A 13892-nucleotide genomic window follows, 5' to 3' on the forward strand; every position below is an offset into this window, starting at 1 on the left:
CCTGGGAGCCCGCAATGCCGTCGCAGAAATTAGCAGCCAAAGAAGCAAATGTCGTGATGAACGGTCTGGCGTTCGGCGAGTCGCCGCGCTGGCATGATGGCAGGCTTTGGTTCTGCAACTGGGGAACCGGCCAGATCATCGCCGTCGATGCCGACGGCAACAGTGAGGTCATGCTCACTGTGCCGGCCACCCTGCCCTATTCGATCGACTGGCTGCCGGACGGTCGCCTGGTCGTCGTCTGCGGGCGTGAGGGGTTGGTGCTGCGGCAAGAAGCAGACGGTACGCTGGCCACCCACGCCGATCTGCGGGGTTTTTCAACGAGCCCTTGGAATGAGATCGTCGTCGACGGGCGCGGCAACATCTACATCAATGGCGGTGGGCCGGCGCCGGCTCCCGGCCAGCATTTCAGCCCCGGCACCATCGTGCTGATTGCGCCGGACGGGTCGGTGCGGCAGGTGGCGGACAAGATCGCCTTCGCCAACGGGATGGCGGTGACGCCTGACAACAAAACGCTGATCGTCGCTGAATCCCACGCCAACAGGCTAACCGCCTTCGACATCGCCGCCGATGGCAGCCTCGCCAACCGGCGGCGATGGGCCGACCTCGGCAACGGCTTTCCCGACGGCATCTGTCTCGATGCCGAAGGCGCTATCTGGTATGCCGACGTGCCCAACCGGCATTGCGTGCGCGTGCGCGAAGGCAGCGCAATGCTCGAAAGCGTTGATGCCGATCGCGGCTGCTTTGCCTGCATGCTCGGCGGCGCCGACGGCAAGACACTGTTCATCGTCGCCGCCGAATGGCGCGGCTTCGAACACATGATCAGCGATGCCCGCACCGGCCAGGTGCTCAGCATCGAGGCTTCCGCACCGGGCGCCGGCTGGCCATAAGGGCTACGACACTTCCGAGGGGCGGCGGCGGACGACGACGCCGAACTCGTCGCGCTCGCGAGCAATGCGCAGCCGCTCCTCGGCCTCGGTTGCCTCACGCTGGCGGTCCCACATCGACGCGTACAGACCGGCCTTGCGCATCAAGGCGGCATGCGTGCCACGCTCGGCGATCTGGCCGTCCTGCAGCACGATGATCTCGTCGGCCGAAATCACCGTCGACAGCCGGTGGGCGATGACGATGGTCGTGCGGCCCTTACTGACGAGGTCGAGCGCCGCCTGGATCTCCTGTTCGGTATGGCTGTCGAGAGCCGAGGTCGCCTCGTCGAGCATCAGGATCGGCGGCGCCTTCAAAATGGTGCGGGCGATCGCCACGCGCTGCTTCTCACCGCCGGACAGTTTCAGCCCGCGCTCTCCGACCATCGAACGGTAGCCGTCGGGCAGCCGCTCGATGAATGGCCCGATCTGAGCGAGTTCTGCCGCCTTGCGCACATCCTCCTCGCTGGCATCGACGCGGCCGTAGCGGATGTTGTAGGCGATGGTGTCGTTGAACAGCACGGTGTCCTGCGGCACCATGCCGATCGCCGCGCGCAGGCTCTCCTGAGTCACGTCGCGAATGTCCTGGCCATCGATCAGAATCTTGCCGCCCTGGATGTCGTAAAAGCGGAACAGGAGCCGCGAAATGGTCGACTTGCCGGCGCCCGACGGTCCGACAATGGCAACCGTCTTGCCGGTCGGCACTTCGAAGCTGATGCCTTTCAGGATCTTGCGGTTGGGATCGTAGGAAAACTGCACGTCGCGGAACTCGACCTTGCCGGCGCCGACGACCAGCGGCTTGGCACCCGGCTTGTCGACGATCTCCTGCGGCACATCGAGCAGATCGAACATCTGCTCGATGTCGGTCAGGCCCTGGCGGATTTCGCGATAGATGAAGCCGATGAAATTGAGTGGCACCGAAAGCTGGATTAGCATGGCGTTGATGAAGACGAAGTCGCCAACCGTCTGCGTACCAGCCTGCACCTCCAGCGCCGAAAGGCACATGACGATAACCGTGCCGAGACCGAAGATGATGCCCTGGCCGAAGTTCAGCCAGCCGAGCGAGGTCCATATCCTGGTGGCGGCAATCTCGTAACGCGCCATCGATCGGTCGAAGCGTTCAGCTTCCATGCTCTCGTTGTTGAAATATTTGACCGTCTCAAAATTGAGCAGCGAGTCGATCGCCTTGGTGCTGGCGTCGGTGTCGCTGTCGTTCATGTCGCGGCGAATGACGATGCGCCAGTCGCTCGCCCTGATGGTGAACCAGATGTAGAACCAGACCGTCACCGCCACCACAGCCACGTATTTCCAGCCATAGGTGACGGCGAAGATGCCGGCTGTCAGCGCGAATTCGAGGATAGTCGGCAAGGTGTTGAGCACGGTGAAGCGGACGATCGTCTCGATGCCCTTGGTGCCGCGCTCGATGATGCGCGACAGGCCGCCGGTGCGGCGCTCGAGATGGAAGCGCAGCGACAGTCGATGCATGTGGATGAAGGTGCGGAAGGCGAGCTGGCGCACCGCATATTGTCCGACGCGGGCAAACAGCGCGTCGCGCAACTGGTTGAAGCCTAGCTGCACCAGCCGCACGACATTGTAGGCGATGACCAGCATGACTGGCGCCAGCAAGAAGGCCGGCAGCGGCGGCACCGACTTGGCGTCGCCAGCCAGCGCATCGGTCGCCCATTTGAAGAAATACGGGCCGGCAACCAGTGTCAGCTTGGCGACGACCAGCAGCACTGTCGCCCACACCACCCGCGCCCGGAGGTCGGCACGGTCGGCCGGCCACATGTAGGGCCACAGATTACGCAACGTCTTGAAGGTCGAGCCAGAATCGGCGGAGACAGTTTTTTCGGCCATTTTATTGCCTTTTCGTATTTTCTTATTGCTTGACCATCATCTTTTCCGAAAACCGGCGTCCACTTTTCGGGATCATGACCTAGCGGCCGGAGCAGCACGAATTGACGAGCGCGGCCAGCGATGCGGAAACATCGGCGAGCGCATCGCTGTCGACTTCATAGCGCGAGCGTTGCCGGTCCGGCTCGTAGCGGACCAGCCCGGCCTCGACCAATATCTTCAGGTGCTGCGAAACGGTGGACTGCGCCAGGTCGAGATGGTCGACGACCTCGCGGCAGCAGCAGGAGCGGCTGGCTGACAGATGCCTGAGGATCTCGATCCGCGCCGGATGCGAAAGCGCGGCGAGCTTCGCGGCGACGGACTGGCTGTCGGCGAAGCCACAGGTCTTCTCGGTCAAGGGATCGTTCATCGTCTATCGGCGATAAACGATGAACGAACTTTCCGCAAGAGCCCGCAAAAGAAGAAAAGGATTTCTAATCAGCCTTTGTCGGGGCGGTCGTCATCTGGTCGCCCATCGCCTTGAGGTTGGCGGCTTCGCCTTCCTGCGATTTTTCCGGGACCTTGAACACCTGCCCCGGCCAGATGCGGTCTGGATTCCTGATCTGATCCTGGTTGGCGAGGTAGATGGTCGAGTAGCGCACGCCTTGGCCATAGACGCGCCGCGAGATCTGCCACAGCGTATCGTGGCGGCGGATAATAACGGTGCTGTCGGCGTGTTCGAGCTGGGGCGCCACTGTCTCGGGAATTTCAGCCGATGTGGCAGGTGGAGCAGGCGCGGTCGCGTCCCCGGCGGCGGGTGGCGTGGCAGGCTTCTGCTCGGCGGGCGCCACGGCGGCGACCGACTCGCCCGGCTCGCGCTCGAACGGCACGGCGGCACGGGCCACCACCTTGACCCCGTCGGCATCGAGTGCGTCGACATGGATGGTGTAGGTGCCGACCGGAATGTTGCGCGTCGCCTCGACCAGGAAGTGGCCGTCGGGCGAAGTTTTCGCGTCGCCGAGCAAGATGTCGTTGGCATAGGCGCGCACCTTGCGGCCTGGATCGGCGAGCCCGGCGACGAAGATCTTGTTGCCGTCGATCTCGATCGCTTCGACGACGATCTTTGGCCCTGCAGCTGGTGTTGCCGGTGCGACCGGCACGTCCGGAGCCGGCGCGGGGACGGCTTCGACCGTGGCCGGCGCCGTGGCAGCCGGTGCGCCTGGGGCCGGTGCTGCGGCAGCGGGATCCTCGGCAGCCGGAGCGGCCGCCTTGTCGCCGGCAGGGCCTTCAGGCTTTGTCTCGGGCGCCGGAACCGTGAGCAGTTCGGACGGCTTGCCGGGTTCTTCGATCATCGCCAGCACCTGGCCAGCAGGACTCTGGGGAATCGAGACGACGGCTGTCTGCGCAGAGGGGGTCACGACATTGCCGGTCATTGAACGCAGCGCGATCGTGTAATCGCCGGGTTTCAGCGGATCGTCGAGAACGATGGCAAAAGCGCCATCGGCACCGGCGACCGTCGAGCCGAGAACCGTCGAACCGTTGAGAATCTCGACCTTGGCGTTGGGTGCGGCATTGCCGGCGACGACGATAGAGCCCTTGATCTCGACCCGAACAATATCGAAGGTCGGCGCGACCGCATCGGCCGTGGCCGGCGCTGCCGGTGCCATCGCATCTGTGGCCGGCGCGGGCGGAGGCGGTCCATCGGTCCCCGGCTCGGCCGGCTCCTTCACCGGCGGCGTCAGCGATGCCACTTCCGCCGGTGGCGCGCGATTGAGATATGGGTCGAGCGCGCCCGACACATAGGCGGTTCCCGCCGCGGCGACGGAGCCGCCGACGGCGAACAAAAGCGCCTTCAATGGATTAATCGTCATATTTCCCTGCCCTTAGCCACCTAATGCCGGTCTAGCCTGTTTTGCCCAAACCGACAAGAAAAAGGGGCCGACAAAGAATAAGTGGGCCGACAAGAAAAAACCCGCCCGGGCTTGACCGCGAATAAAGACCCAATCACCAATCATCTCATGAACACGATTCGATCCATCTGCGTCTATTGCGGCTCGTCTCCAGGCCGCGATGAAACCTATGCCAAGGCCGGACACCTGCTTGGGCGTTCGATCGCCAAGTCCGGCCTGCGTCTGATCTATGGCGGCGGCACCAGGGGCATCATGGGAGCCGTTGCCGACGGGGCGTTGCGGGCTGGCGGCAAGGTGACGGGCATCATTCCGCGCTTCCTGATCAACAGGGAGGCCACCGAAGCCGCGCTTAACCGGCTCGACGAGCTCGTGATCACCGACAACATGCACGAGCGTAAACATACGATGTTCGAGAAATCCGACGCCTTTGTGGCGCTGCCTGGCGGCATCGGCACGGTCGAGGAAATCATCGAGATCATGACCTGGGGCCAGCTCGGCCATCATCGCAAACCGATCGTCTTCGGCAACGTTGGGGGATTCTGGGATCCGATGCTGGCGCTGCTCGACCATATGATGGCCGAAGGCTTCATCCACACCGCCCAGCGGGTCAAGCCGCTGGTGGTCGACGATCCGGAAGCGATCGTCGCCGCCATCATGGTCGCCGGATCATCGGTCGACGCACCGACCGAAGGCGTGCAGTCGGTGATCGACAGGCTTTGAGCCGCTGTCAAGAAACCGTCACACGAAACCGGGAGCGCCCGTGCTAGGAATCACCGGCCGCTGCCGCGCGGCGCGTATTCGATAACCTGGCGAAGCGACCATGAACATCGCTCTCAATCCCGAAGGCAGCGACCTATCGCCTTATCTGCCCGACGAGCACGGGCTGTTCTTCATCTATCACTTCACCGCCGAAGGCGCGCGAACCGAAGACCCGGCCGTTACACACTGGACATGGCGCAGCTATCAGCTTTCAGACATGCGCGCCCGCCACGAGATCGCCGCCGAGCCGGCTTTGCCGCCGCCGGTGCGCGATGCCTTCCTGTCGGCCGGCCATGGCTGCCATATCGACCTTGAGGGCGACTGGCTCTACGGCGATCTGCCGGACCTGCGCCACGACTATTCGGCGGAGGCGCGCGGGCTCGGCCATTTCCGCTTCGCTTTCAACGACACGATGCTGATCGGCGGCCGCAAGCAACCGCTCCGGTCGGTCGACAATGTCCGCAAGGCGATTGACAACGGATCGCGCAAGTTCCGCTCTCCGGCCGAACTGATCGAGGCTGTCATGGGCCAGTCGCTCGACGGCATGACGACGGAACTCGCTGGCCTTAGCGACACGCTCGATGGCATCGAGGACCGCATCGTCTGCGATGCATGGCACAATGAGCGGCAGGCGCTGGTCGATGCGCGCCGGCAACTGGTGGTGATCCATCGGCAGATGGCGACGCTGACCAGCCTGTTCCGCCATCTCGACCATTCACATCGCAACGACTTGCCGGACGCGATCAACGACATGGCGGCACGGCTTTCGCACCGCGCCCATACATTGCACCATGACGGCGAGCAATTGCAGGCGCGCGCCCGGCTCTTGCAGGACGAGCTGATGGCCAAGCTGACGACGCAGTCGAACCAGTTGCTCTACATGCTGTCGGTTATGACGGCGGTGCTGTTGCCGATGACGATCATCTCAGGCCTGTTCGGCATGAATGTCGGCGGGCTGCCGCTGGTCGACACGCCGGCGGGCTTTTGGGTGGCGTCGGCGATATCGTTGGTTGTCGCGGCGGTCGTCTATCTGTTCGTCAGGCGGCTGGGGCGCGGGATGTAGCGGCAACCGTTACAAGGTTGCGCGAAGATCCTCGATGACAGTGCCGGCGGCGCGCACCTCCGCTTCGTGGTTCGGCTCGCGCCACGTCTCTGCAAGGGCTGCCGCGTACCATTCGCGCATCGCCGGCAGCGCCAGCAATCGCGCCGGATAGGTGGCAGCTGCGCCCTCGAAAGACAGTCCGTAGGACTGAACCCTAAACGCCACCGGGGCAAAGAAGGCGTCAACGGCGGTGAAGCGATCGCCAGTCAGGAACGGTCCGCCGAAGCGGCGCAGCCCATCGCCCCAGAGATCCCCGAGACGGAAGAGGTCGTGCTTCAGCGCATCGGACATCGGCACCGGCGCGACGCGGACACCGCAATTCATCGGACAGGAGCCGCGCAAAGCGGTGAAACTCGAATGCATTTCGGCCGCAGCCGACCGCGCCCAGGCTCGCGACTTCGCGTCGGCAGGCCAGACGCCGGCGTGGCGCTCGGCCAGATATTCGGCAATGGCGAGCGAATCCCAAACCGCCCAGCCGTCGTCGATCAGGCAAGGTACGCGGCCGCTGGGCGAGAACCGCCGGTAGAGGCTCCAGCTCGATCCGGTCGGAAACGGTGTCAGCCGCTCCTCGAAGGGGACGTCCAATGTCCGCATCAGCACCCAGGGCCGCAGCGACCACGAGGAATAATTCTTGTTTGCTATGTGTAGCACGTGCATCGAAAATCCCTCGTCCTAACGCACTGCCGGCCGGATCTCACGGCCGCGGAACATCGACCAGGAGTAGATCGCCAGCGCCGTCCAGATCAAGCCGAAGGCGATGGCCTGGGTGCTGCCGAAGGGTTCGCCGAAGATCAGCACGGCGATCAGGAACACAATGGTCGGCGCGATATACTGCATGATGCCGATGGTGGAGAGACGCAACAGCTTGGCCCCGAAGGCAAACAGCAGCAACGGGATGGCAGTGACCGGGCCGCAGCCGACCAGCAAGGCCGTATCGTTCAATGAGCCGGAGACGAAATGGTCCTGCCCGGTAACGATGAGGAAGATGATGTAGCCGAGCGCCGGCACCGACAGCAAAAGCACTTCAAGCAAAAAGCCCTGGCTCGGACCGATCGGCAACGTCTTGCGGAAGAAGGCATAGGCGGCAAAGGAAAACGCCAGCACCAGCGATACCCAGGGCAGCTTGCCGGCGTCGATCGTCAGCACCGCGACTGCGATGGCCGCCAGCACAACCGCCGCGATCTGCAGCCGGTCGAGCCGCTCGCCGAGCAACAGCGCGCCGACAACGACACTGACAAGCGGGTTGATGTAGTAGCCGAGCGCGGTCTCGATGGTGCGGTCGACCGCGATCGCCCAGACATAGATGCCCCAGTTGACTGAAATCAGCGCCGCCGTCAGCGCCGCCATCGAAATGATGCGCGGCGAACGGATTGCGGCCTTGAAGTCCGCGGTGCGGCCGGCCCAGACCAGAACGGCGGCGGCGATCGGCACCGACCAGACGATGCGGTGCGCGATGACTTCGGCCAGCGGCAGATGCGCGACCGCCTTCATGTAGAAGGGCAGCAACCCCCACAGGAGATAGGCGCCCAGCGCCAGCAGGAAGCCACGCCGGGACTTTGAGTCTGCTTCGAGCTGAATTGCTTGCGTGGCCATGGCCCAACGCTATGCGCCAGCCGCCGTGCCAAGACCATCGCAAAGTTCTGATGGATCAATGGACTTTCGCTGATGGTTCAATCCTACTCTGCCGCGACCAGCCCGGCCAACTCGCGGTTCTTCATCAGCTTGTAGACGATCGAATCCATCAGCGCCTGGAACGAGGCGTCGATGATGTTTTCCGAGACCCCGACCGTCCACCAGCGGGCGCCGGTTGCGTCATGCGATTCGATCAGCACGCGGGTGATCGCCTCGGTGCCGCCATTGAGGATACGCACCTTGAAGTCGGCAAGCTCGAGGTCGGCGATCTCGTTCTGGAATTTTCCGAGATCCTTACGCAGCGCAATATCGAGCGCATTGACCGGGCCGTGCCCTTCCGCCACCGACATCTTCTCCTCGCCGTCGACCAGCACCTTGACGATCGCCTCGGAGACCGTCTTCAGCTGGCCGTTGGCGTCGAAGCGGCGCTCGACCATGCAGCGGAACGAGGTGACGCTGAAGAATTCCGGCAGGCCGTGCAGCATCTTGCGCGCCAGCAGCTCGAAGCTGGCATCGGCGCCTTCATAGGCATAGCCCTCGGCCTCGCGCTCCTTGACCACTGATATCAGCGCATCGAGCCGGTGGTCGTCCTTCGGCATGTCGATGCCGCGCCGTTTCAACTCGGCGAGGAAATTGGCCTTGCCGCCCTGGTCCGAGACCATGACGCGGCGGCGGTTGCCGACCGCTTCCGGCGGCACATGCTCGTAGGTGGCGGGCTCCTTGGCCAGCGCCGAGGCATGGATGCCGGCTTTGGTGGCGAAGGCGGAAGCGCCGACATAGGGCGCCTGCGCTTCCGGCGCGCGGTTCAGCAATTCGTCAAAGGCGCGGGAAAGGCGCGATATGCCGGCCAATGCTTCGGCCGAGATGCCTGTCTCGAAGCGGTTGGAAAAGGCCAGCTTCAGCGCCAGCGTCGGCACGATCGAGATAAGATTGGCGTTGCCGCAGCGCTCGCCGATGCCGTTCAGCGTACCCTGGATCTGGCGCACGCCGGCCTCGACGGCGGCCAGCGAATTCGCCACCGCCTGGCCGGTGTCGTCATGGGCATGGATGCCGAGATGGTCTCCGGGAATGCCGGAGGCGATGACCTTCTCGACGATGGCACGCACTTCCGACGGCTGCGTGCCGCCATTGGTGTCGCACAGCACCACCCAGCGCGCGCCGGCGTCGTAGGCGGTCCTGGCGCAGGCGAGCGCATAATCGGGATTGGCCTTGAAGCCGTCGAAGAAATGCTCGCAGTCGACCAGCGCTTCCTTCCCGGCAGCAACCGCTGCCTCGACCGAGGCCTTGATCGCCTCAAGGTTTTCTTCGTTGGTGCAGCCCAGCGCGACGCGGACATGGTAATCCCAGCTCTTGGCGACAAAGCAGATGGCGTCCGACTTCGACTGGACCAGTGCGGCAAGGCCTGGATCGTTCGAGGTCGACACCCCTGCCCGCTTGGTCATGCCGAAGGCGACGAATTTGGCGCTGGCCGTGCGGTGCTCGGCAAAGAAGGCGGTGTCGGTCGGATTGGCGCCAGGATAGCCGCCCTCGACATAGTCGACGCCGAACCCGTCGAGCAGCCCGGCGATGGCAATCTTGTCCTCGACCGAAAAGTCGATGCCCGGCGTCTGCTGGCCATCGCGCAGTGTGGTGTCGAAGAGATAGAGGCGCTCGCGGCCCATGATCATTTCCCCGCAAACCGATCCGTCGACCGGATCAGCCGGTCGAGGATGCCCGGCTCCGAATAGGCATGGCCGGCGCCCTCGATCAGGTGGAAATCCGCCGTCGGCCACGCCTTGTGCAGCGCCCAGGCATAGCGCGCCGGGCACGGCATGTCGTAGCGGCCATGAACGATGGTGCCGGGGATGTGCTTCAACGTGAAAGCATCACGCAGCAATTGCCCTTCCTCCAGCCAGCCGGCATGGACGAAATAATGGTTCTCGATGCGGGCGAAGGCGACGGCGTAGTCGTCTTCGCCAAACCGGCTGCTGGTTTCCGGATCTGGCAACAGCGTGATCGTCTCGCCCTCCCAAAGGCTCCAGGCGCGGGCGGCCTCGACCTGCGCCTTGCGGTCGCTGCCGACCAGCCGCTTGCGATAGGCGGCCATCATGTCGCCGCGCTCGGCCTCGGGGATCGGCGCCAGGAAGCGCTCCCATTTGTCGGGGAAGATTTCCGACACCCCGAACTGGTAATACCATTCGAGTTCCGCACGCGTCAGCGTGTAGATGCCGCGCACGACCAGTTCGCTGACCCGCTCGGGGTGCGTCTCGGCATAGGCCAGCGCCAGGGTCGAGCCCCACGAGCCGCCGAACACCAGCCATTTGTCGAAGCCGCACATGTCGCGCAGGCGCTCGATATCGGCGACAAGATGCCAGGTGGTGTTGGCCACGAGCGAGGCGTTGGGCGTCGACTTCCCGCAGCCGCGCTGGTCGAACAGGATGACATCGTAAAGCTTCGGATCGAACAGCCGCCGGTGCTTCGGGGAAATGGTGCCGCCCGGTCCGCCATGCAGGAATACGGCCGGCTTGGCACCCCTGGTGCCGGAACGCTCCCAGTAGACCTGATGGCCGTCGCCGACATCCAGCATGCCGGACTCGTAGACCTCTATCTCCGGATAGAGGGTGCGCAGTTCACTGCTCATAATTTCAGGCCCTGCTGCGGCCAGTTGGCCGTCTCGTGATCCGGATGCTGGAAGGAGATGATCGATTCCTGCCGGGTGTAGTAGTCGGGATCGTCATGGACCGGCGCGTCGAAGATCTTCTCCACCCAGGGCAGCCGGGCGGCGTAGTTGATCTGGATCTGCGGTGCGAGGTCGGAGCGATCATCAAAAGCGCCGATGGCGATCTCAAGCCCGCCGGGCTGCCTGTAGGTCAACGGCGTGCCGCAGCGGGCGCAGAAGCCGCGATCGATATTGACCGACGACTGGAAATAGCTCGGCTCTTCGCGCACCCATTCGACGCCGTCCTTCGGCACCGTCACCAGCGCGCCGAAGAACGAGCCGAACTGTTTCTGGCACATGCGGCAATGGCAGATGGACGGGCGCCCAAGCGCCCCACGAATGCGGAAACGCACGGCGCCGCACTGGCAGCCGCCGGTTCGAACGGTTTCGGTCATGATCTTTCCTCCGGCGGCCATTGTTCGGTGTCGTGGTCGGGGTGCTGGTAAGAGACGAGATCGGCAAGATAGGAGGACGACGAAATATCGGCCATCGTGTCCTCGCCGGGCAATTCGTGGATATGATCGACATAGGGGAGTTTTGCTTCGGTGCCCCACTGCATGGTCGGCGCGATGTCCTCCGGATCGTCGAAGGCGGCGATGGCGAGGGCGATGCCATCGGACGCCTCGAAGGTCAGCGGCGTGCCGCAATCGACGCAGAAGCCGCGCAATGCGGCGTTGGACGAGCGGAAGCGTTTGGGCTCGCCGCGTGTCCAATCGAGTTTTGCGCCACGCACGGACACCAGCGGCAGGTAGAAATTGCCGCTTGCCTTCTGGCACATGCGGCAATGACAGACGGAGGCGTCACCCAGCGCGCCTTCGATACGGAAGCGCACGGCGCCGCACTGGCAACCGCCTGTATAGACTGGTCTGTTGTCTAGGCTCATTGCGTCACTCCGCGGCATGGCAGACGGCTTCGACATTGTTGCCGTCGGGGTCGAAGACAAAGGCGCCATAGTAGTTCGCATGATAGTGCGGACGCAGGCCCGGTCCGCCATTGTCCTTGCCGCCGGCAGCGATGGCGGCGGCGTGGAAGGCATCGACCTCGGCGCGACTGCGCGCAGTGAAGGCGACGTGCTGGCGGTCCTTCGGCTTGTCCTTGCCTTGATGCAGCCAGAACACCGGCCGGTCACGGCCATAGCCGCCGACCTTCGCACCGCCGGTATATTCCTGCGGCACCATGTAGAGCAGTGAGGCACCGAGCGGCGCCATCGCCTTGTCATAGAACGCCTTCGACGCGTCGAAATCGGAAACGGTGATGCCAAGATGATCGATCATCTTTTTATCTCCCAGGTGGTGATGCGGGCGCTGGTGACGGGGTCCTTGCCGTCCTTCAACTGGATACCTTGCGCCAGCAATTCGGCACGGATGCGGTCGGCCTCGGCCCAATTTCCTGCAGCGATGAGGGTCAGGCGTTTGGCGATCGCCCTGGCGATGGCGTCTTCATCAACCTTGGCCGGCGTAACGTCGAAGCCAAGGAACAGCAACGCCGCCTTCAGCGAAGCGGCAGCATCGTTGCCCGCGATTGCGTTGCCATCACCGGCAGCATTGAAATCCACGGCCTCACCGGCCAGCTGCGTCAGCACCTGGAATGCAGAATAGGTTGCGAGATCGTCCGACAGGGCTTCCACCACTTCTACCGGCAATTGCTTTGCCGCCGCTGGCACAAGGTCCGCCGCCCGCTTCCATTTGCGCAGCGTATTTTCCGCCTCTTCCAGCTTGCGCACGGAAAAGTCGATCGGCTCGCGATAATGCGTCATCAGCATCGCCAGCCGCAGCACCTCGCCCGGCCATCTGCGGCCGCCAAAGATCTCCGTCTCCAGCAACTCGTTGATCGAGTAGAAGTTGCCCAGGCTCTTGGACATCTTCTGCCCCTCGACCTGCAGGAAGCCGTTGTGCATCCACACTTTGGCCATCACATCGGTGCCGTGGGCGCAGCGCGACTGGGCGATCTCGTTCTCGTGGTGCGGGAAGATCAGGTCGAGCCCGCCACCATGGATGTCGAAGACCTCGCCGAGATAGGCGGCCGACATCGCCGAGCACTCGATGTGCCAGCCCGGCCGGCCCCTGCCCCACGGGCTGTCCCAGCCCGGCTCTTCCGGCGAGGACAGCTTCCACAGCACGAAATCGCCAGGATTCTTCTTGTGTGGATCGACGGCGACGCGAGCGCCGGCCTGCTGTTCGTCGAGATAGCGCTTCGACAATTGGCCGTAGTCCGGCATCGAGGCCGTGTCGAACAGTACTTCGCCTGCCGCAACATAGGCATGGCCGCGTTCGATCAACCGTTGAATCAAGGAGATCATGTCGACTTTGCCATCGGCGCGCGGCTCGACGAATTCGGTGGCGCGCGGCTCGACCGTCGGTTCCAGGCAGCCGAGCGTCGCCACATCCTTGTGGAACTGGTCGGCGGTTTTTTCGGTGACGCGCCGGATCGCCTCGTTCAGCGACAGCTTTCCCGAGGCAATCTCGCCGCCGAAATCGCGCAGTGCGCGGTCATTGATCTTGTCGTCGACATCCGTGATGTTGCGTACATAGGTGACGTGCGCTTGCCCGTAGAGATGGCGCAGCAGACGGAACAGCACGTCGAAGACGATCACCGGCCGCGCGTTGCCGATATGGGCAAAGTCGTAGACCGTCGGGCCGCAGACATACATGCGCACATTGCGCGGATCGATCGGGAAGAAATCCTCCTTGGTCCGCGTCAGCGTGTTGTAGAGGCGCAGGCCCTTCGATGCGTCAGACATTCGTGCCTTCCCGGTGCGTTACTTTTTGGCTGGGCCCACTTGCGCCGAGACGCAAATCAGGCACCAGCCTGCTGGCCGGGGCGTTTGTCCACTCTAGAAGGAAGATAGGCGAAAACGTCCGGACCAGCGCGAAGCTAGCCAATAATGCAAATGCCACAAATGGCGAAAGACGTTCTCATGAGCGGCTTTATCGCCTCACCCAGTGTTGCCGTCAAGTCGCAACTTTCGGCAAAAGAGTTGCTGGATCACAGGTAATGACGCAGTGAAACATTTTATTAAACATCTCGGCACAGTCATG

At 63.4% G+C, this 13892-nt stretch carries 14 protein-coding genes; 3 read left to right on the forward strand and 11 right to left on the reverse strand.

What is annotated here, in order from left to right:
• The first annotated feature begins 14 nt into the window (after positions 1 to 14).
• Entirely contained in the window at positions 15 to 887 is an 873-nt protein-coding gene (locus tag IHQ72_RS26165) for an SMP-30/gluconolactonase/LRE family protein (RefSeq protein WP_258118201.1), read from the forward strand.
• A 3-nt stretch (positions 888 to 890) separates the two neighbouring features.
• Here the strand turns inward: IHQ72_RS26165 and IHQ72_RS26170 are convergent, their stop codons facing one another.
• The 3 genes from IHQ72_RS26170 to IHQ72_RS26180 form a co-directional block, all read right to left on the reverse strand.
• The gene (locus IHQ72_RS26170) at positions 891 to 2777 is read right to left on the reverse strand and encodes an ABCB family ABC transporter ATP-binding protein/permease (protein ID WP_258118202.1); all 1887 of its coding nucleotides are present in this window, start codon (positions 2775 to 2777) and stop codon (positions 891 to 893) included.
• A 79-nt stretch (positions 2778 to 2856) separates the two neighbouring features.
• The gene (locus IHQ72_RS26175) at positions 2857 to 3183 is read right to left on the reverse strand and encodes an ArsR/SmtB family transcription factor (RefSeq protein WP_258118203.1); all 327 of its coding nucleotides are present in this window, start codon (positions 3181 to 3183) and stop codon (positions 2857 to 2859) included.
• A gap of 64 nt (positions 3184 to 3247) precedes the next feature.
• A complete protein-coding gene (locus tag IHQ72_RS26180; protein WP_258118205.1) occupies positions 3248 to 4624 on the reverse strand; it encodes a LysM peptidoglycan-binding domain-containing protein in 1377 nt (458 codons plus the stop codon).
• Positions 4625 to 4771: 147 nt separating this feature from the next.
• Here IHQ72_RS26180 and IHQ72_RS26185 point away from each other — a divergent pair, with 147 nt between their 5' ends.
• Positions 4772 to 5383: an LOG family protein gene (locus IHQ72_RS26185; RefSeq protein WP_258118206.1), complete on the forward strand. Its 612-nt coding sequence runs from the start codon at positions 4772 to 4774 to the stop codon at positions 5381 to 5383.
• 100 nt (positions 5384 to 5483) lie between these two features.
• Entirely contained in the window at positions 5484 to 6485 is a 1002-nt protein-coding gene (locus tag IHQ72_RS26190; RefSeq protein WP_258118207.1) for a transporter, read from the forward strand.
• 9 nt (positions 6486 to 6494) lie between these two features.
• On the opposite strand, the gene IHQ72_RS26195 is transcribed toward IHQ72_RS26190, so the two are convergent.
• From IHQ72_RS26195 to cysS, 8 genes are all read right to left on the reverse strand, one after another.
• The gene (locus IHQ72_RS26195) at positions 6495 to 7181 is read right to left on the reverse strand and encodes a glutathione S-transferase family protein (RefSeq protein WP_258118208.1); all 687 of its coding nucleotides are present in this window, start codon (positions 7179 to 7181) and stop codon (positions 6495 to 6497) included.
• Between the two features lie 15 nt (positions 7182 to 7196).
• The gene (gene rarD, locus IHQ72_RS26200; protein WP_258118209.1) at positions 7197 to 8117 is read right to left on the reverse strand and encodes an EamA family transporter RarD; all 921 of its coding nucleotides are present in this window, start codon (positions 8115 to 8117) and stop codon (positions 7197 to 7199) included.
• 83 nt (positions 8118 to 8200) lie between these two features.
• A complete protein-coding gene (gene cimA, locus IHQ72_RS26205; protein WP_258118210.1) occupies positions 8201 to 9817 on the reverse strand; it encodes a citramalate synthase in 1617 nt (538 codons plus the stop codon).
• 2 nt (positions 9818 to 9819) lie between these two features.
• Positions 9820 to 10776, reverse strand: coding sequence for a prolyl aminopeptidase (gene pip, locus IHQ72_RS26210; protein ID WP_258118211.1), 957 nt, complete (start codon positions 10774 to 10776; stop codon positions 9820 to 9822).
• A complete protein-coding gene (locus IHQ72_RS26215; protein ID WP_135936370.1) occupies positions 10773 to 11249 on the reverse strand; it encodes a GFA family protein in 477 nt (158 codons plus the stop codon). The genes pip and IHQ72_RS26215 overlap by 4 nt, the downstream gene beginning before the upstream one ends.
• A complete protein-coding gene (locus IHQ72_RS26220; protein WP_258118212.1) occupies positions 11246 to 11737 on the reverse strand; it encodes a GFA family protein in 492 nt (163 codons plus the stop codon). Before IHQ72_RS26220 ends, IHQ72_RS26215 begins: the two co-directional genes overlap by 4 nt.
• Positions 11738 to 11741: 4 nt before the next feature.
• Complete coding sequence (locus IHQ72_RS26225) at positions 11742 to 12128, reverse strand: VOC family protein (protein ID WP_095496667.1); 387 nt, start codon at positions 12126 to 12128, stop codon at positions 11742 to 11744.
• Entirely contained in the window at positions 12125 to 13594 is a 1470-nt protein-coding gene (cysS, locus tag IHQ72_RS26230; RefSeq protein WP_258118213.1) for a cysteine--tRNA ligase, read from the reverse strand. The genes IHQ72_RS26225 and cysS overlap by 4 nt, the downstream gene beginning before the upstream one ends.
• Between the last annotated feature and the right edge of the window lie 298 nt (positions 13595 to 13892).

The organism is Mesorhizobium onobrychidis (assembly GCF_024707545.1).
Classification (GTDB): Bacteria; Pseudomonadota; Alphaproteobacteria; order Rhizobiales; family Rhizobiaceae; genus Mesorhizobium; species Mesorhizobium onobrychidis.